Origin of the sequence: Streptomyces sp. NRRL B-24572, assembly GCF_002156145.1 — a bacterium.
Classification (GTDB): domain Bacteria; phylum Actinomycetota; class Actinomycetes; order Streptomycetales; family Streptomycetaceae; genus Streptomyces; species Streptomyces vietnamensis.
The window spans coordinates 1-19,849 of sequence record NZ_MWIG01000209.1 but is presented as its reverse complement, the minus strand read 5'-3'; the positions used below and the strand labels follow the sequence as shown (position 1 = coordinate 19,849).

Sequence of the window (19,849 nt, the reverse complement as noted above, 5' to 3'; positions counted from 1 at the left end):
AGTCCGGCCGACTCCCAGTAGGTGGCGGTCGAGCCGTCGTTGGCGTTCGCGGCCTGGTAGTTCTGGGTGACCGAGGTCGCCTCGACCTCCTTGCCCCGGGCCAGGTCGGTGCCGCCGACGGGCGGTTCGACGGTACCCGGCTCGCCGTACACCTCGATGGCCGAGAGCTGGGCGGCGTTCCAGCCGGTGTTGGCGGTGATCCGGGCGCGCAGGTACCTGACCTCGCTGCCGTTCAGGGTGAGGGAGACGGCGTTGGCGGCGGCCGGGTCGAAGCGGCGGGCCTGAGTGCCGGCCAGGGTGGTGAAGGCGCTGCCGTCGGTGGAGCCGAGGACGGCGAGGTCCTGGTCGCGCGCCTCCCAGCCGGTCGGCAGCTTGAGGACGACACGGTCGACGCGGACCGCCGCCCCGAGATCGACCTGCGCCCATTGCGGGAAGGCACCGGCCGGCCCCTCCCAGTAGCTGGCCTGGCTGCCGTCGGTGAGATTGGCCGCCGGATAGCCGCCGAGCGCGCCGGAGACCGTGGCGGGTCTGCCGCGCGCGAGGTCGGTGTCCGCGGCGCCGGCGGCCTGCGCGGGGACGGGCAGCAGCCCGAGGGCGATCAGGGCCGCGATCAGCAGCGCCCTCACCAGTCGTCGTCCGTACACAGCGACTCGCATTCTTTTGAGTAATTCAGTCGATGTTTTGCGGAATCTGGTGGCACAGGTTTCTACCGGATGACGACGCTGTCAACGGATTGGACAGGGAAATGACAAAGGCACCGCTTCCGAAGCCGTCGGGACGACGGCAGGAAACGGTGCCTTCGAGGAGGAAACGGTACGGTGCTCCGCTAGCGGGCCGGCGGCGGGGCGGTCGATCCGCGCACGACCAGTTCGGGCTCGAAGAGCAGCTCGCCCGGGTGGGAGTGAGCGCCCTGGATCTGGGAGCAGAGCAGCTCGACGGCGGCCCGCCCCATCGCCTCGATGGGCTGCCGGACGGTCGACAGCGGCGGCTCGGTGCAGTTCATGAAGGCGGAGTCGTCGAAGCCGACGACGGAGACGTCCTGGGGGACGCGGAGCCCGCGACGGCGGGCGGCCCGGATGGCCCCGAGGGCGAGGGGGTCGCTGGCACAGACGATGCCGGTGACGCCCTGCTCCAGTAGGCCGTTGGCAGCGGCCTGCCCGCCTTCGAGGGAGAAGATCGAACGCACGATCTGCTCGTCGGGCAGCGGGGTGCCGGCCGCCTCGGCCGCCGCACGAGCAGCCTGCAGCTTGCGCCCGGAGGGCATGTGGTCGGCGGGGCCCAGGAGCAGACCGATCTTGTCGTGGCCGAGCGAGACCAGGTGGCGCCAGGCCTGTTCGACGGCGACGGCGTCGTCACAGGCCACGCAGGGGAAGTCGAGGCCCTCGATGGAGGCGTTGATGAGGACGACCGGGATGTTGCGCTCGGCGAGTTGGTGGTAGTGGTCGTGCGGGGCGTCGGCCTGCGCGAACAGACCGCCGGCGAACACGACGCCGGAGACCTGCTGCTGGAGGAGCAGGTCGACGTAGTCGGCCTCGGAGACACCGCCCTTGGTCTGCGTGCAGAGCACGGGGGTGAGCCCCTGCTGGGCGAGTGCACCACCGATGACCTCGGCGAAGGCCGGGAAGATGGGGTTCTGCAGCTCCGGCAGGACGAGGCCGACAAGCCGGGCGCGCTCGCCCCTGAGCTGAGTGGGCCGCTCGTAGCCGAGGACGTCGAGGGCGGTGAGCACCGACTGTCTGGTCGCCTCGGAGACCCCGGGCTTGCCGTTGAGGACACGGCTGACCGTAGCCTCGCTGACCCCCACCTTCTTCGCCACCTGAGCAAGTCGTCGCGTCATACACGCAAGACTAGCGCAAGCACCGCAAGAGAATGACAGCCAGTTGCAGTTCTCACGCAAACCGTCAGCGAGGCGGGGCTGACGACGGTGGGCACGGCACCCTCGCCGCGCCGACCGTCGCGGCACACAGCCGCGCGGGAAGCAGCCGTGGTGAAACGCGACGACAAGTACGGCGCGGACACGGTCAGTACGCCGGCACCACTCACCGAACCCGCAACGCGGCAAGGAACCCCGGAGCACAGACCATTTCGCGCGAGCGGTGGGTGCCGCCACTCGTGCTCACGGGTTGTTCGCCCCGGGCGTTCGGGATGGGAGTCAGGGGCGGTCTTGCTCCGGGGTTCCCGGCTGTCGGGGACAAGCCGGGCACCCTCCGGCGAAGGGCACGGACAGCAGCCACGCGTCCGCCCGCTGCTTCAGCTGCGCGTAGCTCTCCATGGAGATCGTCCACCGCAGTGCGCGCCGGCAGCCCGCGGACGCGACGGCGATAGTCGTCCTCCCCTGCACCCTTGACCTCGGAGAGCACCCCTATCGAGTGGAGCCCTCCGTTGACGCGGTCGACCGGATACGGACCGTGTCCCACCGGCATCGCAGCGGCATTGCGCGATCGCGCGTACTCCTCGGACTGGACATACGCCTTCAGACGAGCGCGTGCTCGACGACGCTGACGATCACGCTCCGTGAGAGCCGCACGGATGCGCCTGTCGGATCGAGAGCCGGCACAACCGCAGGCGCCCTTGTGCGGCCTGGGGCAGGCGGGGGCGGCACCGCACAGCCCCGGCTCCATTCGGGAAAGCCGCTGCCCTGCACGGTCGGTAACGACACGATGGATCGACCGTGGACAAAGACACCCGTTTCGACGGTTCGCGTCCGAGTATGGGGATAGCCGCACGGCATGACACGGATATGGCAGAACAAGCGGGATGCACAGGACCCGCAGGATGGTCGGCATCATGACGCCGGCCGTGGGACAGATGGTGCCGGTGACGCCGGACCGCATCCGGAAGTGGAGAGCCGCGCTCCGGATCAGCCCACCGAAGTGCCGAAGAAGTCGTGGTGGGCAGTGCTGAAGCGGACGGTGGCGGAGTTCAAGGACGACGAGCTCACCGACCGGGCTGCAGCGTTGACGTACTACGGGATCCTGGCCTTGTTCCCCGCCCTGCTCGTGCTGGTCTCGATGCTGGGCATCGCGGGCAAGGACGCGACGCAGAGCGTCCTGAACAACATCACGAAGCTCACGCCGGGGTCGGTCCGGGACATCGTCACCGATGCCGTGACCCAGCTGCAGGCCAGTAGCGGCGCGGGATCCGTCATGGCGGTCGTCGGTCTGCTGTTGGCGCTGTGGTCGGCGTCAGGGTATGTGGCCGCGTTCATCCGCACCTCCAACGCGGTCTATGACATCCCGGAGGGGCGTTCGGTCTGGAAGGTCACGCCCCTGCGGCTCGTTCTGACGCTGGTGCTGCTGCTCCTTGCCTGCGTCAGCGCGCTGATCGTGGTGTTCACCGGGGCTCTGGCCAAGCAGGCGGGGACCGCCCTGGGCGTGGGTGACACCGCGTTGACGGTGTGGTCGATCGCCAAGTGGCCGGTGCTGGTCGTGCTGGTGGCCGCCATGATCACGATCCTGTACTGGGCGTCGCCGAACGCAAGGGTCCGCGGCTTCAAGTGGATCACTCCGGGAAGCTTCCTGGCCCTGGCCCTCTGGATGATCGTTTCGGCGGGCTTCGCTCTGTACGTGGCGAACTTCGGCTCCTACAACAAGACCTACGGCACCCTGGCGGGGGTGATCATCTTCCTGGTGTGGCTGTGGATCACGAACCTGGCCATGCTGTTGGGCCTGGAGTTCGATGCCGAACTGGCACGCGAGCGCGCGATCATCGGCGGCCACCCCGCCGATGAGGAGCCTTACGTCGAGCCGCGGGACACCCACAAGTGGAGTGATGCCGAGCGAAGAGAGTTCGGCGGCGGGTGACACGTCGTCGCTCGGTTCGCGCTGTCCGAGCGGCGCGGGCCGCCCGAGCAGCCGGCCCCGAAGGACGACGTTGTGGACCGGCCGGACGGTGAGTGTGCCGGCAGAGCCCTGGGGAGCCGCCTGAAGCAGGGCTGCCACCTCGTGCTTCGGGGGTGCTGGTCGAGCAGGGTGCGGAGCGGATCTCCCGGCTGATGGGGCAGGGGCCGCGGTGGGCGCAGGCAGAGATGTATCAGCAGGGCAGACGGTCCGGGATCGGGCGGAAGCAGTCCCCGTCCGCGGGCTGCCGACCGTGACCGCTGCAGTCGATGCTGTCGTTGTCGCCCGCCGCCGTCGAAGGGAGACCTGATCCGCGCATGGTGCACCTTGGGCGGTTTCGGGCGGGGAGCATGCGGGCCCGCCCCGCGGGTAGAGCGGGAACTCATGAACAGAGCCACGTGCCGAGCATCGCTCTGCGCCCCACCTGCACACGCGACGCACTACTCGACCTCCACCGTGCACGAACCTCCCTGACCTGGCTGTCTTCCCGGCATCCGGAGCGAATCCTCCTCGGATCCCTCCTCAACGGCACGAGGCAGACGTCCCGTCGACCGGATCGTGGTGAATGCGGTCCGCAGGCAGTCCCACGGCCTTCAGCCTCCTCACCGTGGCGGCGACCACAGCGGGCGGGCCGCTCACATAGGCCACGTGCTCGGACCAGTCGCCGTGCCGGGCCACCGTGTCGGCCATCGAGCCGGCCTCACCGTGCATCGGGACGGCACGCAGCCAGGGGTGCCGCGTCTCCAGCTCGGCGAGGGCGGTCGTGTCGTACAGGTCGTCCCGTGTGCGGGCGCCGAGGAAGAGGTGCGCGCTGCGGCCGGGCCGGCGGCGCAAGGCCAACTCGTCGAGCAGTGCCTTGGCTGCGGCCCATCCGGTCCCGACCGCCACGATCAGTACGTCGCGTGCCAGGCCGTCGTCCAGCGTCATGGTTCCCTGCGCCGGTCCGAGGCGCAGCGGGTCACCCACACGGGTGTGCGCCACCAGGGCGTCACTCACACCGCCCGGGCCGGTACGGCGTACGTGGAACTCCAGCTCCCCGTCCGTCCGGGGCGCGCCGGCGACCGTGTACGGCCGCCAGGTGTGCGGCAGCAGCGGAGACTCGATCCTGGTGTACTGCCCGGCACGGTACGGAAACGGTTCTGCGGTGCGGACTCGGAGGACGGCGACACCGGGACCGCACACCCGGTGTCCCGTCACCGCCGCGTTCCAGTAGGGGGGCTCGGCCAAGGCCTCACGCGCGCCGTCGACCATGGAGTCGACGGCGAACCTCACCATCCGCACCCACGCCTGCTCCAGTTCCTCGACCCAGCGCTCGCCCGCACTGCGACGCAGGGCCGCGACGAGCGCGGACTCGAACACCTCGAAATGCACGGGCCGCACCCCCAGCTTGCGGTGATCGCGGCCCAAGCGGGCGCAGAAGTCGGCGACCTCTTCCGGCCGGTCCAGGTGCTCGATCAGGTACCAGAAGGCCCGTTCCAGATGAGCCTGCTGGAAGTCCATCGAGTCGGGGAACAGCCCGCGCAGATACGGATGCTGTTCGAACATCACCTGATACAGGTGGGTGATGAGGCCGCTGAACGGGGTCACCAGTGCCAGATGGCGGTTGATCGTCTCCTGGTCGTCGGTCCCGTACGAGGCGCGCCCCGACTCCGCCGGCCTGACGGCCCCGGCCGGGGCGAGCAGCTGCCGGCGCAGTCGCATCGCGTCGTGGCGCGCGAGGAGCGCGTGGTACTCGTCGTACGTGTCGCTCGTGGTGGTGCTCACGTGCTGGCTCACTTCCTGGCGTGTGTCCCGCGTCTCCGCCCCGTCCCCGGCGGACGGCAGCGGGGCTTCGTCAATGCCGTCTCGGGGCGATGACACACCGGGGGCGGGACGTCCGCCGAACGGACCCGGTGGCAGCGGCAGCACCGTGGCCGCGGCCGGAAGACACGTCAGTCTTGCACCGCTGTCTCCCTGCCGTCCGGCCTCATCGGGCAGGGTCTTTCGGCCCTTTCGCTCCTCCTCCCGTTCCGCCGGGCGCACCACACGGTCGGGCGCGACCGGCGCGGCCTTCGAGGTTGCGAGTGATCACTCGCGCTCCCTGCCCCGCCGCACCGCGCTCGCCGCGACGAGCGCGAGGACGGCGAGGGCGGTGGGCACCGCCACGGTCACGGCGCCGCTCACTCCGCGGCTGCGGCCCCAGGTCGACAGCAGCGACACGATGACCACTGAGACGGCCAGCCCCGCGCCGGTTCTGCGGGCGAAGGCGTGCTGGGGCGGTGGGGGTCTCCTGCGCGGTGGTGCGGAGTCCAGAGCCACCCAGCAGGCCGCGTCCTCCCGCTCCTCGCGGTTGCGCCGAACCGCCGCGCCCGCGCGCGCCGTTGCGCTCGCGATGGCACCGGCCACCACCGCTGCGAGGAGGAACGGGCCGGGAGCACCCGCGAGGAGCAGCAGAGCGGTCGCGCCGGCGGTGGCCCAGCCGGTGACGCACGCCGTCGCGGCCAGGCGCCGGGAGGCGGGTCGGTCCGCACCCGCGCGCAGGTCGACGAGCGCGGGGACGTACCAGACACACCCGGAGGCGGTCACGGCACCGATGCCCAGGGCCAGGACGGCCGCGGTCACCGGTGCTCCGCCGTCTCGTCGGACCGGTTCTCGAGCCGGTCGAGGGCTGCGAGCTCGGGGTGGTGCAGGTCGAATGCGGGAGATTCGGAGCGGATCTTCGGCAGGGTGAGGAAGTTGTGCCGCGGCGGCGGGCAGGAGGTCGCCCATTCCAGGGAACGCCCGTACCCCCACGGATCGTCGGACTCGACCCTCTTCCCGTAACGGCCGGTCTTCCAGACGTTGTAGAAGAACGGCAGGAAGGAGAGACCGAGGAGGAACGAGCCGATGGTGGAGACGGTGTTGAGGGCGGTGAAGCCGTCGGCGTCCAGGTAGTCGGCGTAGCGGCGGGGCATTCCTTCGGCGCCGAGCCAGTGCTGGACGAGGAAGGTGGCGTGGAAGCCGACCGTGAGGGTCCAGAACGTGATCTTGCCGAGGCGCTCGTCGAGCATCTTGCCGGTGAACTTCGGCCACCAGAAGTGGAAGCCGGCGAACATCGCGTACACCACGGTGCCGAACAGCGTGTAGTGGAAGTGCGCGACGACGAAGTACGAGTCGGAGACGTGGAAGTCCATCGGGGGCGAGGCCAGGATGACGCCGGTCAGACCACCGAAGGTGAAGGTCATGAGGAAGCCGGTGGCCCAGAGCATCGGGGTCTCGAAGGACAGCGAGCCCTTCCACATCGTTCCGATCCAGTTGAAGAACTTCACGCCGGTCGGTACGGCGATGAGGAACGTCATGAAGGAGAAGAACGGGAGGAGCACGCCACCGGTGACGTACATGTGGTGTGCCCACACGGTCACGGACAGACCGGCGATCGCGATGGTCGCGGCCACCAGACCGATGTAGCCGAACATCGGCTTGCGGCTGAAGACCGGAACGACCTCGGAGATGATGCCGAAGAACGGCAAGGCCAGGATGTACACCTCCGGGTGTCCGAAGAACCAGAAGAGGTGCTGCCAGAGCAGCGCTCCGCCGTTGCCCGGGTCGAAGACGTGCGAGCCGAACTTCCGGTCGCATTCGAGGGCGAAGAGCGCGGCGGCGAGGACCGGGAAGACCATCAGCACGAGGAGGGACGTGAGCAGCACGTTCCAGGTGAAGATCGGCATCCGGAACATCGTCATGCCCGGAGCGCGCATGCAGATGATCGTGGTGATGAAGTTGACCGCGCCCGCGATCGATCCGAAGCCCGAAAGCGCGACGCCCATGATCCACAGGTCGGCGCCGAGGCCGGGCGAGTGGATGGCGTCGGAGAGCGGCGCGTAGAGGAACCAGCCGAAGTCCGCCGCCCCGCCGGGCGTGAGGAAGCCGCCGGCGGCGATCAGCGAGCCGAAGAGGTACAGCCAGTACGCCAGCATGTTCAGCCGGGGGAAGGCGACGTCCGGCGCACCGATCTGCAGGGGCATGATCCAGTTCGCGAAGCCGGTGAAGAGCGGCATGGCGAAGAGCAGCAGCATGATCGAGCCGTGCATCGTGAACGCCTGGTTGAACTGCTCGTTCGACATGATCTGCGTGCCGGGGCGGGCCAGCTCCGCGCGCATCATCAGGGCCATGACACCCCCGATGACGAAGAAGAAGAGCGCGGAGCAGAGGTAGAGCGTGCCGATCTGCTTGTGGTCGGTGGTCGTCAGCCACCCCACCCACGAGGGCCGGGCCGGCCGTGCGGCGCCCTCGCCGGCCGCTCGCGGGAGCCGCGGCTCCCTCGCCTTCACCTGAATACTGCGTGCCTCGTCCACCGGACGACGACCTCCACTTCCGCGTTTCTGTTGCCAGGGGCCGGGAAGCGGTCGCGTACGGGGGAGTTCCGCGGCGCTTCCCGGCCGCCGACCCATGCTCGTGGCCGCCTTCCGGGATCCGGCAGGGCCGAGCGGTACCCGACGGCGGGACGGCGGGAGGGCCGTTCGACCCCTGCCGTTCGCGGTGACCGTGCACCACGTACCCTGCGGACATGTCCGACACCGCACCCCACCCCGCCTGGCCGCGACTCGACGTCCCCGACCGGATGCACGGCCTGCTCGCCGCGGTCATGGACCTCGGCCGCGACCTCGAACTCCCGCAGGTGCTGCGGAGCATCGTGGAGGCGGCCGTCAGCCTCACCGACGCCGAGTACGGGGCGCTCGGCGTGATCGACAACCGGCAGAAGCTCTCCCAGTTCCTGCCCGTGGGCATGGACAACGACCTGGTGACGCGGATCGGTCCGGCGCCGTGCGGTCACGGCATCCTCGGCGAACTCATCCGCAACCCCTCACCGCTGCGGCTCGACGACCTCGGCCGGCATCCCAGCAGCTTCGGCTTCCCGCCCCACCATCCGCCGATGCGCACCTTCCTGGGAGCGCCGATCCGGGTACGGGACGAGGTGTTCGGCAACATCTATCTGACCGAGAAGCGGGGCGGCGGCGCCTTCGACGCGGACGACGAGGCGGTCCTCACGACGCTGTCGACGGCGGCGGGTGTCGCGGTCGACAACGCCCGCCTCTACCACGACAGTCGGCGTCGTGAGCACCGCCTGGAGGCGCTGGGCGAGATCACCCGCACGCTGCTCGCGGGCACCGCCACCGACGAGGTCCTGCGTCTGATCGCCCGGCGGGCCATGGAGGTGGCCGACGCCGACCTCGCCGCCGTCCTGCTCCCTTCCACGTCCTCCGGCGACCTGACCGTACGGGTCGCGCACGGCGACGCCGCCGAACTCGTCCGGGGAGCGCGGCTGCCGGCGTCCGGCTCGCTCGCCGGCCTCGCGGCGCGCACGCGCGGGCCCGTGGTCACGACCGACGTACGTACGGATCCCCGGGGCCTGCCCATCGGCGGTACGGCCGGAGAGGAGCACGGCCCCGTGGTGGCCGTGCCGCTGCCCGTCGACGCCGCCGTGTGCGGCGCTCTGCGGCTGAGCCGTAGGGCAGGACGGCCGGGCTTCGACACCACGGAGACCCTGCTGATCAGTGGTTTCGCCGATCAGGCGGCGATCGCCCTCGAACTCGCCCGGCGGCGCGCCGAGTCCGAGGAGCTGGCGGTGCTCCAGGACCGCGACCGCATCGCCCGCGACCTGCACGACGTCGCGATCCAGCGACTGTTCGCCACGGGCATGACGCTGCAGAGCGCGACCCGCACGATCGGGGACGCCGGGGCCGCCGAGCGGGTCACCCGTGCGGTGGACGATCTCGACGCCACCATCCAGATCATCCGCTCGACCATCCTCCAGCTGCGCACGACCGCCGACGACCTGGGCGGTCCCGCGCTGCGCCGACGGCTGGCCGAGACGGCCCAACTGGCAGCCCAGCACCTGGGGTTCACACCATCGCTGCGCATCACGGGGCCGGTCGACAGCGCCGTTCCGGAGGAGCTGGCCGAGCATGTGCTGGCCGTGGCGGCGGAGGCGCTGAGCAACGCCGCGCGGCACGCACGGGCGAGCCGCGCGGATGTCGTGCTCGCCGTCCCGGACACGGCCGACCAGCTCGTCCTCACCGTCACGGACGACGGTGCCGGCCTGGGGTCCGCCCGGCCGACGAGCGGGCTGCTCAACATGAGCTCGCGAGCGGAACAGTGCCGGGGCACCCTCCGCCTGGAATCACCCGTGGAGGGCGGCACGAGGGTCACTTGGAGCGCGCCCCTGCCCGCCGGCTGACCGGTCCGCGTACGCAGAGGCGGGGCGCCGCATCTCCGCGTACGCAGACGCGGGGCGCCGCATCTCCGCGTACGCAGGCGCGGGAAGCAGCACCTGCGCGTACGCAGGCGCGGAGGGGCCGCACACGCGGGAAACGGCTCCCGCCCGCGGCCTCCGCCTCACGGTCGGGTGCCCTGCGGTTCCCGGAACCGTTCGGCGATCAGCGCCGCCTGGACGCGCCGCCCCACACCCAGCTTCCCCAGGATCGACGACACGCGGTTCTTCACCGTCTTCTCGGCCAGGAAGAGCCGATCGGCGATCTGCCGGTTCGTCAGCCCCAGGCCGATCAGGTCCAGGATCTCCAGCTCGCGGGGCGAGAGGCGGTCGAGCTCTCCGGGCGCGACGGCCTTGGGCCCGGGGTCGGGTACGGAGCCCCGTATCCGGGCCATCACCCGGTCCGTCATCCGGGGGTCGAGCAGCGACCTGCCCGTCGCCACCGTACGGACGGCGGCCACCAGGTCCGACCCCCCGATCTGCTTGAGGACGTAACCCGCCGCACCGGCCATGATGGCATCGAACAAGGCCTCGTCGTCGTCGAACGAGGTCAGCATCAGGCAGGCGAGGTCCGGGAGTTCCGCGCGAAGCTCGCGGCACACCTCGACGCCCTCGTGATCGCCCCCGGTCGCTCCGCCGAGGCGTACGTCGAGCACGGCGACGTCCGGCCGCGCGGCAGGCACCCGGGCGAGCGCCTCACGGGCGTTCGCGGCCTCGCCCACCACGACGATGCCCGGCTCGGCTTCGAGCAGATCCCGTACGCCCCGACGGACCACCTCGTGGTCGTCGAGCAGAAAGACCCGCACGGGGGCGGTGGAGGACGGGGCGGGGTGACCGGCGGTCAGCATGCCGTCCTCGCACAGGAACCGCACGCTTCGCCGATCCCGCAGGAGGTCGCGGTCGCGCCCGCCGCACTCGCCCGCGCCACCGCACGGGTCCCGCGCGCGCAGTACCAGGCCGCGTTGGAGCAGAATCCCGCCGCGAGCACCCAGATGGCTCCGGCCCAGGAACCCCGGGAGAAGGACACGACGGCGGCGGCCGTACAGAGCAGAAAGAGCACGAGGGCCGCGAGAGCGACTCGACGGGAAGGACGGGGTTTCACGGAGAACTCCTGATCAAGCGGCAAGAGCCGCGATGTGAGCGGTGGACCACCCGCTGCGGGGGTGCCGGGCCGAGTGCGGGACGAGCGCCAGTATCGCAACGCCTCCTCTGGACCGAACGGCCCTGGTCCGATAGGGCCGAACAGCCCTATCGGACCGTCGGCCCGCCGTGATCGACTCACCCCCGCGGCCCGGTGCGCCGGCCTCGACACGGTCCGGCCGTCCCCCGGACCCACGCCCGGCGCGCCCGGGCCGCGCCATGGCGTGCGTACGGACATCACAGGCTCTGCCATGCCGACCAGAAGCGGGTCGTGATCAGCAGGAGGACGCTCGCCAACCAGACGGCCGGTACGACCCAGTGGAACTCCGTCACCACGGCGACCAGCGGCCTGGGCGCGCGCAGGATGCGGTGCCTCAGGTTGTGCACCGTGGTGTACCAGAACATGACGACGGTCGCCGCCCAGGCGAGACAGCACCACAGGCACAGGGCACCGATCTCGTACAGTGCCTGGCTCATCAGCCACATGCAGAAGCCCACGCCGAACAGCGTCCCGGCGTTGAGGCCGAGCCAGAACCAACGGCGGTGGCGGGCCCCGGCGAGAGCTCCCGCGCCGATCGCGACGACGACGCCGTACGTGACGAGACCGAGCATCGGGTTCGGAAAACCGAACACCGACGCCTGCTCGCTGCGCATCACGTTCGTGCAGGACAGGACGGGGTTGATCGTGCAGGACGGCACGAACGCCGGGTCCTCCAGGAGGAGGAACTTGTCGAGCGTGATCACCCACGAGGCGAGGACGCCGAGCCCACCGGTGACGATCAGGAGCCACGCGAAGGCGCGGGAAGCGCCGGTCGTACGATCGGCCGGGGTGGTCGCGCGGGTGGCGGCGGAACTACGAAGAGCGTTGGTCATCTCGGCTTTTCCTGGGAACGAGCGGGGAAGGGAACAGGGCCGTGGGCCGGCGCGGGCTCGTCTCGTGACGTATCGGCTCACGGACCGCCGCGACCGGCCACACCACATCCACCGGCACCCCGCGGGCGCGTGCGTACGCCACCAGGTGTGCGGTGGCGTCCCTCCCGTCGGTGGGGGAACCGTCCCAGACCGCGAGGAGCCGGGAGCACTGGCTGATGAGCGCCTCGTCCGCGCTCACACAGGCGTCGCGGGAGTCGGGGTCGTAGGCGAGGAGCCGCACCTCCTCGGCCAGGGCGATCACCTCCCGGGCCGGTCCCCGGTCGGCCGGCGGCAGCGCTGCGGGCACCGCTCCCCGGGCGGGCAGGAGTACGACGAGCCGCCGGCCCGACGCGTGCACCGCCCGGCCGAAGGCCGCGGACAGCGCCGTACCGCCGCGGACCAGACCGACTGCCGGGTCCCCGAGGCGCTCCAACCGCACATGGAACTCACGCTCGACCGCTCTCCGCGTGTCCGGTGCCAGGTCGGCGTGTCCCACCGCCGTGATCATCGTTCCCCTCACTCCCTTGCCCTGGGGCGCTACGTCGACGTGCTCCGCACGGGACCGGCTCGGCCCGCAGCACAGTGAACCGATCCGGCCCGGCGGGTCGACAGGGGTCGAACGGCCCTTCCGCGGGGTGAGGCGGCCCGGGCTGGATCGTGTTCACCCGCAACCGCCGACCGGCACCCGGCGGTTCGTCCCCTCCCCCGCGTCGTCGACGCGGACGACGTCGTCATCCGCGCCCCGTCGGCATGCGGGCGCTCCGGGACTCCCGTGCCTCGGAGCGCTCCGGATGTGGGGCCGACCGCGTCACGCGGTCCGGATGCCGGGGAGAAGACGGTTGCGCCCCGTCCGCGCGGTCGGCCCCACGGCTCAGTGGGCCCGCGCCTCACACGGCGCCCAGCACTTCTTCGGCGGCACGCCGCCCGCTCGCCACGCAGTGGGCGATGCCGACGCCGTCGTAGGCCGCACCGCACACCCGTATCCCCGGCAGTTTCGCGACCGCGTCCCTGATCCGCTCGATCCGTGCCGTGTGCCCGACCACGTACTGAGGCAGCCCGTCGTGCCAACGGCTGACCTTCGCCGCGACGGGTGCGGCAGCGAGTCCCAGGATCTCGCCCAGATCGCGGCGCGCGACTTCGACGAGTTCCGCGTCGTCCAGGTACAAGGCCTGTTCGTCCCCGTGCCGGCCGATCGAGGCCCGCAGGACGAAGAGACCGGTGGCGATCTCCCTCAGCCATCGCCACTTGTGCGTCAGCAGGGTGGCCGCCTTGATCGTGCGCCCCTCCACCGGCGGTACGAGGAATCCGCTGCCGCCGGGCAGGACGGGCAGGTCCGCGCGGCGGAAGGCCAGCGTCACGAGCGCGGGCGAGGCGTACTCGATGCCCGACAGTTCGGCCGCCGCCGTCGGGCACTCGGCTTCGAGGAGTGCCGCGGCAGACCACGCCGGTGCGGCGACGACCACGCCGTCCGTGGCAAGGAGTCGATCGGCCGTACGGATCCGCCAGCCGTCCTCGGTACGGGTCAGCGCGAGGACCGGGGAGTCGAGAAGGATCTCCCCGCCCCGGGCTCGTACGGCATCGGCGACGGCACCCGGCAGCCGGCCGACACCGCCCGTGATCCCCATGAACACCGGGCCTGCGAACGCGTCCGGCGCGGGCGTGCGGTGCAGGGAGGCGACGGCGTCGAGGAGTGAGCCGTGCTGCCGGGCCGCCTCGTGGAGGGCGGGAAGCGTCGCGCGCATCGAGATGCGGTAGGCGTCCCCCGCGTACACGCCGTCGAGCAAGGGCTCCAGGAGCCGGTCGACGACCTCCTTGCCGTACCGTTCGGCCACGTACGCGCCGATCGCGACGTCGTCCCCGACGGGGGTACGCGGCAGGGTGCGGTCCTGCTTCATGCGCGCGACGCCCTCCGGGGAGACGAGACCCTCCAGTGCCGCCCAGTCCCCCGGCACCCCCAGGACGTGGCCACGGGGCATGACGTGCAGCGCGTCGCGGCTCCACACGGAGGCGGAGGTCGTCACGGCCGGCTCCAGGCATTCCCCGAGTCCTACGGCCCGGGCCAGCTCGACCGCCTCGGGTCGCAGCGCGAACAGGGCCTCCGCGCCCAGGTCGACGGGCACGCCCGCGATCTCCCCGGCCCACAGCTTGCCGCCCAGCCGCCCGGAGGCCTCCAGGAGCGTCACGCGGGCGCCCGATTCGACGAGCCGGTGGGCGGCCGCGAGACCGGAGGCGCCTCCTCCCACCACGACGACGTGTCCCGGTGTGGCCTGACCACGCATGTGCGTTCCTTTCGCGCGAGAACTGCTCGGCGGGCCTCCGGCCGGGTCCCGGAGCGTCGGTGGGCCGGAGGTCCATGAGCAGTGAACGGGAGCGCTCCGCACCGGCAAAAGGGGCCGAACGGCCCCATCGGAACACCACCCCGGGCCCGTAACTTACGGACCCGTAGGTACGAGAGTTCCCGTGAAAGGCCCGCTCGCCGTGACCATGCCGTCTCCCCGCACGTCCGATTCCGGGTCGGACATCCGCATCCTGCACGCGCTCGAAGAAGTCGTGGAGCACGAACTCGACCGCCATGTGAGCGTCTTCAAGGAGTGGATGCCCCACGAGTACGTTCCCTGGTCCAGCGGGCGGGACTTCGACGGGCCTCTGGAAGGTGAGCCCTGGGCTCCGGAGCAGTCTCCTCTGTCCGACGTGGGCCGGGTGTCGATGGTGGTGAACCTCCTGACCGAGGACAACCTGGCCAGCTACCACCACGAGATCGCCACCCTGTTCGGGCGTGACGGAGCGTGGGGCACGTGGGTGCACCGCTGGACGGCGGAGGAAGCCCGGCACTCGATCGTGATGCGGGACTATCTCCTCGCCTCGCGTGCGGTGGATCCCGCGGCCCTGGAACGCGCCCGGATGACCCACATGTCCACGGGCTTCGAGTCGGACAACCGCCACTCGGCCCTGCACACGGTGGCCTACGTCGCCTTCCAGGAGCTGGCCACCCGGATCTCGCACCGCAACACCGGTCACAGCTCGGGGGACCCCGTGTGCGACCGGCTGCTCGCGAGGGTCGCCCTCGACGAGAACCTGCACATGATCTTCTACCGAAACCTCCTCAAGGCGGCCCTGGAGATCGCCCCGGACGACGCCATGCGCGCCGTCGCCGACGTGGTCTCCGGCTTCCGGATGCCGGGCCACGGACTGCCGGGCTTCGAACGGGCCGCGGCCCGCATCGCCCTCGGCGGTGTGTACGACCTGCGCATCCACCACGACGACGTCCTGCAGCCCGTACTGCGTCACCTCAGGGTCATGGACCTGTCCGGGCTCGGCCCGGAGGGTCGCAGGGCCCAGCAGGAACTGGGCGAGTTCCTCACGTCGCTGGACACCCAGGCCGCCCGTTTCGAGGAGCGCAGGGCCGCGCTCCTGGCGCGACGGGACGCATCCCGGGGCTGAGACGGCTGACGGGCCGCCATGCGAAGCCCCGGCGCGGGCCTCGTTCACGCCGCCGCACGGTGGCCGTCCCTCCCGCGCCCGGTTGGAACCGGATCACAGGGAGCCTTCCCACCCGACGGAAGCCACTCCCCTGGCGTCAGGTGTTGTTCCCTGCTGCGCGGCTTCCGTCCTGGAGGCGGAGCTGTGCGCCCGCCCGAGGGCCTGCCCGAGGGACAGCCACAGGGGCCGAACGACCCTTTCGTCGCGCCCCGCCCAGGCGTCTACTGAAACTCCTCCGTCTCCCGCTCCCAGGACACTCCCGATGAACGACGCTCCGGCCCACCGGACATGCGCGGCGTCCGCCGCACCGCGCCGCACCGTGGAACTCGATGCCGACGAGGCCCTGCACCTGCTGGGCAGTGTCCCCATGGGCCGGATCGTCTTCACGCGGCAGGCGCTGCCGGCCATCCGCCCGGTCAACCACATCCTCGACGAGGGCCAGATCGTCATCCGCATCCACGAAGGCGCCGCGCTGACACTGAGCGCCCGCGAGGCCGACAGCCCGGGCGTCGTCGTCGCGTACGAGGCGGACGCCATCGACACCACCGCCCGCCTCGGCTGGAGTGCCGTCGTCACCGGATACTGCCGCCTGGTGACGGACCCGGCGGACATCGCCCGATACCAGGCACGGCTCCACCCCTGGTCGGATCAACACATGGACCAGGTCGTACGCATCCACCCCGACCTCATCACGGGCATCCGCCTCCTCGACCCGAACAACCCCCACTGAACCGAAGGAATCTGTAGGAGCCGGAGCGGGCTCGGGACACCCACCGAACCCGTTCAACGGGCGTCGCCCCACCCTCTTCGAGCCCACTGGCGACCGTACCGGCAAGTCGACCGCAGCTCAGACCCTTGTACGGGGCGAGCCTCAGGAGGAGTTCGACGTGCCCGCCCTCCCGATACTTTTTGCAAAGTTCTTCAATTCGTCAGTTAACGAGTCGCACAAGCGGGACCGGGAAGGAGCGTGGCGTGAGCACATTCACCGAGGCGGTACTGAAGCGGGTCCGTGCGGCGCGGGAGCGGCTGGAGGCGGCGTACGCGGCCGAGGACGCCTTCGAGGCCGCGTTCGCGGCCGACGAGCTGGACGACGCCCTTCGTCTGGCACGCAAGCACGGCGTCGACGTCGACGAGGGGATCCGCGAAGGATGAACGCGATCCGGGACGGCTCCACCGTGCTGTACGAACTCGCCGGAGGAGCCGAACCGCGTGGGGCGGAAGGGCCGGCGAGCCGATGAAGAGCATCGAGGCGCGCCTGTGCCGGCCCGGCTCTCCTGGTCGTCCGCGAGCTGCTCGCGAACACCGGCTGTACACCACGACGGCAGGTCGACCTGGTGAGCCTCCTCCCAGGCCGGGGAGAAGCCGGAGCCAAGAATGCGGAGCGGTGAGGACACGAGTCAGCAGAAAGAACATGACGACGGGGACACGGAGAGGTGGAAGGAGCGTGGCGTGATGTTGCGCGTCTTCGTCTACGTCTTCGCGACCCACCTTTTCGCCGGCTTCGTCTGGCTGCTCTCCTACGTAGGGCAGCACGCACCGAAGCAGTCCCGTCCCGCCTTGCCGCAGGGCGGGATGACATGAGAGAGGAATCGACAGATGATCGCGGTCGTAGGACATGGTGATCTCACCGCTGAGGCGCTGACACTGCTGGAATCCGAGCTGCGCTCTCGCCTGGCCGCGTTCGCGAAGGCGGGCCGGGTGGGGCTGGTGCGCGTAGGGCAGGGCCTGCCCGTGGCGGTCGGTCGAGCCGCGCGAGCCGCGGGGATGGCGCTGGTGACCGTGCTGCCCTCGAAAGCGGGCCTGCCGGCCCTGCTGCGGGCACCGGACCACAAGGCTGCCGGTGAACTGCTGATGCTTTCGCAGCAGGTACGGCTGGTGGACTTCGACCCCGCCGATCACGACTCGTGTGTGCGTGCCGACGAGTCACTCCTCCGCGCCTGCGCGCGCGTGCTCGCCGTGTGGGACGGATCCCCGCCGAACGCCCGTGATGTCACGGCCCACCTCGTGGCGTTCGCCCGCGCCCGAGGCATCGAGGTCGACGTCCTGTGGCCCGCCGGCGCGGTCCGGACTTCCCCGCAGGACGTTCGCTCGTGAAACCTGGTGTTCCGCTCTGCCGGCGATCCGGCCGGTCAACCACCTGGTCGACGACGACGCCTCCTTCACGCCCGCCTTCTCGGCCGAGCTTCGGCATCGACCGGGCCCGACAGGGCGTCGTCCGACCACACCGTCCCGGCGAGCGGCAGCAGACCTGGCAGTCGTACGGGCCACACCGCACCGCCCAGGGCTGCCACGCCCGCAGCGCGGCCCACCACGCCGACACCGGCCGCGCACGACCCGGCTACGCCCAGGCGAACCCGTAGGGGCAGCACGGTGCCCGCAGCGCCCAATCCCGCCGCCGCACCGAGTCCGGTCGCGACCGCGCTCACCGGCCCGTCACCCGCCGCAGCGCCGCCACGATCTCGGCCGCACCGGCGGCACCCGCTGCGCTTCGACCGGGGGAACAGTCGCGTGAACTTCACCGGGGCAAGCTACGAGTCCAGTTCTCTGGGGCAACGCGATCGCCCCCTTCGTGCTTCGCCACCACCTCAGGGCCATGCCGCGAACGCCCTCGGTCCGAGGACGGCCGGCCCGTCTCTTCGAGGCGTGACGGCGGGACGGGCGCACGGTGTGGTCACCGTGCGCCCGCGGCGTTCGCTCATCAGTCGACGGCGTCGTCGACCTCGCCGAGGTCGACGAACTTGAAGCCGGTGGCCTCGCGGTCGCCGTCACCGGGGGTCTCCTCGCCGTCCTGGACGACGAGCAGACCGTCGGGGTAGCGCGTGCCGAGCGGAGCGTTGAGCGCGGCGGCGCCGTCGCAGACCTCGGAGCCGTCGAGGGTGGGGGAGGCCGCGGCGATGCGGAAGGCGTTCTCGTACTCGTTGTCCTCGTCGCGCTCGCGGTCGTAGGCGACGAAGGTGTCGTCGCCCTGGCTGGAGGCGAGCAGGTAGCCGTCGCCGCCCGGCTCGTTGACCAGGGTCAGGCCCTCGACGTCGGCCGTCGGGTGCGTGCCGTCGAAGCCGGGGTCGATGCCGGGCGTGCACTCCTCGGTCTGCTCGTCGTACGTGCCCGGGACGCCGTACTCACGGACCTTGTCGATCAGGACCGGCGTGCCGGTCAGACCCACGTCGATGCGCCAGATGCCGACGTCCTCCCGCCCCGCGTACAGGGTTCCGTCCGCGGGGTCGACGACCATGCCCTCGACCTGCGGCAGTTCGCCCGGCTCGGCGCAGGGCGTCCAGGAGGCGCCGTTGGGCAGGCGGAAGGAGGAGGGCAGGTCCAGGGTGCGGACCTGGCGGTAGTCGACGGTGCCGGCCGCGGTCGCTGACCACCGCGACGTCCGCGCGCACGCCGCCCAGGCGCAGGCCCTGCACCAGGTCGACGTTGTTGAAGCGGCCGGGCTTGTCATCGGCGCCCGGCCCGGCCGGGGCGGGGATCGACCGCACCTGGCGCGCGTCCAGGTCGTAGGCCCCAGGCCTCCCTGCTTGGCGGTCGCGATCACCAGGCTGCGGCCCGGGTCGGCGGGGTCGCGCCAGATCGCCGGGGCGTCCGCGTCGGCGTTGCCGCCGGCCTCGTCGTCGAACAACGGCGCGGTCTCGGCCTTCGGCCGGACGCTGTCGATCCCGGAGGCCTGCGCCGGGAGGGCGAAGGAGGCCGCGCGCATGCGGTGGCTCCTGCGGCCGGAGCNNCGGCCGCAGGAGCACTGGTGGTGAGCGGAGCGGGACCGGTCAGCCGATGGCGATGCCGTCGACCAGGAAGACGGTCGACAGATAGGTGTCTTCGGTACCGGCGAACTCCAGCTTCACCGTCTGGCCCTGGTAGGCGGACAGGTCGACGGTCTTCTGGACGTATCCGGAGCTCGCGTTGGCGTTGGAGTAGGTGGCCAGTGTGGTGCCGTTGACCTTGACCTTGAGGGTGTCGTAGGCGGTGGAGCCGGACTCCTGGGTGGTGACCTTCAGCCAGAAGGTGAGCTTCGGGGTGCCGGTGGAGGGCACCGCGATGTTCGACTGGGACAGGGACTCGACGGCGTCAGTGCCGTAGCCCATCATCCAGGCGTACCAGGATCCGTCGCGCGCGGGCTGCAGAGTCGAGTTGGTGATGATGTCGTCGCTCTGGGCCCAGCCGCTGGTGCCCTGTTCGAAGGTGCCGTTGGTCAGCGCGTTCCCGCTCGGCGGCGTGGAAGGCGAGGGGGTGGGGGTGGACGGCGGAGGGG

The 19,849-nt window shown here is 71.0% G+C and carries 16 protein-coding genes and 2 pseudogenes; 7 read left to right on the top strand and 11 right to left on the bottom strand.

Annotation, left to right across the window (positions count from 1 at the left end):
• A partial coding sequence (locus CCN56_RS13230; protein WP_143664512.1) for a discoidin domain-containing protein occupies positions 1-656 on the bottom strand: 656 nt, incomplete at its 3' end.
• Positions 657-826: 170 nt separating this feature from the next.
• Positions 827-1,837 carry a LacI family DNA-binding transcriptional regulator gene (locus CCN56_RS13225; RefSeq protein ID WP_086826665.1) on the bottom strand — a complete coding sequence of 337 codons (1,011 nt, stop codon included), beginning with the start codon at positions 1,835-1,837 and terminating at the stop codon, positions 827-829.
• 892 nt (positions 1,838-2,729) lie between these two features.
• Between CCN56_RS13225 and CCN56_RS13220 the strand changes: the two genes are divergently transcribed.
• Positions 2,730-3,803: a YihY/virulence factor BrkB family protein gene (locus CCN56_RS13220; protein ID WP_086826664.1), complete on the top strand. Its 1,074-nt coding sequence runs from the start codon at positions 2,730-2,732 to the stop codon at positions 3,801-3,803.
• 558 nt (positions 3,804-4,361) lie between these two features.
• On the opposite strand, the gene CCN56_RS13215 is transcribed toward CCN56_RS13220, so the two are convergent.
• The 3 genes from CCN56_RS13215 to ctaD form a co-directional block, all read right to left on the bottom strand.
• The gene (locus CCN56_RS13215; protein WP_256961951.1) at positions 4,362-5,603 is read right to left on the bottom strand and encodes a globin domain-containing protein; all 1,242 of its coding nucleotides are present in this window, start codon (positions 5,601-5,603) and stop codon (positions 4,362-4,364) included.
• 303 nt (positions 5,604-5,906) lie between these two features.
• A complete protein-coding gene (locus tag CCN56_RS43160) occupies positions 5,907-6,440 on the bottom strand; it encodes a hypothetical protein (protein WP_179199832.1) in 534 nt (177 codons plus the stop codon).
• Positions 6,437-8,056: a cytochrome c oxidase subunit I gene (gene ctaD, locus CCN56_RS13205; protein WP_107484144.1), complete on the bottom strand. Its 1,620-nt coding sequence runs from the start codon at positions 8,054-8,056 to the stop codon at positions 6,437-6,439. The genes CCN56_RS43160 and ctaD overlap by 4 nt, the downstream gene beginning before the upstream one ends.
• 362 nt (positions 8,057-8,418) lie before the next feature.
• On the opposite strand from ctaD, the gene CCN56_RS13200 reads away from it, so the two are divergent.
• Positions 8,419-10,035, top strand: a complete 1,617-nt coding sequence (locus CCN56_RS13200) for a GAF domain-containing protein (protein ID WP_086826671.1) — start codon at positions 8,419-8,421, stop codon at positions 10,033-10,035.
• Between the two features lie 158 nt (positions 10,036-10,193).
• Here CCN56_RS13200 and CCN56_RS13195 read toward each other — a convergent pair whose 3' ends face one another.
• The 4 genes from CCN56_RS13195 to hemG all read right to left on the bottom strand — a co-directional run bounded on the left by CCN56_RS13195 (position 10,194) and on the right by hemG (position 14,399).
• A complete protein-coding gene (locus CCN56_RS13195) occupies positions 10,194-10,916 on the bottom strand; it encodes a response regulator transcription factor (RefSeq protein WP_086826669.1) in 723 nt (240 codons plus the stop codon).
• Positions 10,917-11,445: 529 nt separating this feature from the next.
• Positions 11,446-12,081 carry a vitamin K epoxide reductase family protein gene (locus tag CCN56_RS13185; protein WP_086826658.1) on the bottom strand — a complete coding sequence of 212 codons (636 nt, stop codon included), beginning with the start codon at positions 12,079-12,081 and terminating at the stop codon, positions 11,446-11,448.
• Complete coding sequence (locus CCN56_RS13180; RefSeq protein ID WP_179199831.1) at positions 12,062-12,628, bottom strand: hypothetical protein; 567 nt, start codon at positions 12,626-12,628, stop codon at positions 12,062-12,064. Before CCN56_RS13180 ends, CCN56_RS13185 begins: the two co-directional genes overlap by 20 nt.
• A 379-nt stretch (positions 12,629-13,007) precedes the next feature.
• Complete coding sequence (gene hemG, locus CCN56_RS13175; RefSeq protein ID WP_086826656.1) at positions 13,008-14,399, bottom strand: protoporphyrinogen oxidase; 1,392 nt, start codon at positions 14,397-14,399, stop codon at positions 13,008-13,010.
• 205 nt (positions 14,400-14,604) lie between these two features.
• Here hemG and CCN56_RS13170 point away from each other — a divergent pair, with 205 nt between their 5' ends.
• From CCN56_RS13170 to CCN56_RS13150, 5 genes are all read left to right on the top strand, one after another.
• Positions 14,605-15,561: an acyl-ACP desaturase gene (locus CCN56_RS13170; protein WP_086826667.1), complete on the top strand. Its 957-nt coding sequence runs from the start codon at positions 14,605-14,607 to the stop codon at positions 15,559-15,561.
• Positions 15,562-15,862: 301 nt separating this feature from the next.
• Positions 15,863-16,330 carry a pyridoxamine 5'-phosphate oxidase family protein gene (locus tag CCN56_RS13165; RefSeq protein WP_086826654.1) on the top strand — a complete coding sequence of 156 codons (468 nt, stop codon included), beginning with the start codon at positions 15,863-15,865 and terminating at the stop codon, positions 16,328-16,330.
• Between the two features lie 242 nt (positions 16,331-16,572).
• Positions 16,573-16,752, top strand: coding sequence for a hypothetical protein (locus CCN56_RS13160; RefSeq protein ID WP_086826652.1), 180 nt, complete (start codon positions 16,573-16,575; stop codon positions 16,750-16,752).
• A 222-nt stretch (positions 16,753-16,974) separates the two neighbouring features.
• Positions 16,975-17,181, top strand: coding sequence for a DUF6126 family protein (locus CCN56_RS13155; protein ID WP_086826650.1), 207 nt, complete (start codon positions 16,975-16,977; stop codon positions 17,179-17,181).
• A 15-nt stretch (positions 17,182-17,196) separates the two neighbouring features.
• Entirely contained in the window at positions 17,197-17,694 is a 498-nt protein-coding gene (locus tag CCN56_RS13150; protein ID WP_086826648.1) for a hypothetical protein, read from the top strand.
• 604 nt (positions 17,695-18,298) lie between these two features.
• Here CCN56_RS13150 and CCN56_RS13145 read toward each other — a convergent pair.
• Together CCN56_RS13145 and CCN56_RS13140 are read right to left on the bottom strand one after the other, a co-directional pair.
• Positions 18,299-19,300: pseudogene (locus CCN56_RS13145) on the bottom strand (phytase).
• A 64-nt stretch (positions 19,301-19,364) separates the two neighbouring features.
• Positions 19,365-19,849: pseudogene (locus tag CCN56_RS13140) on the bottom strand (M4 family peptidase); the annotation flags it as partial.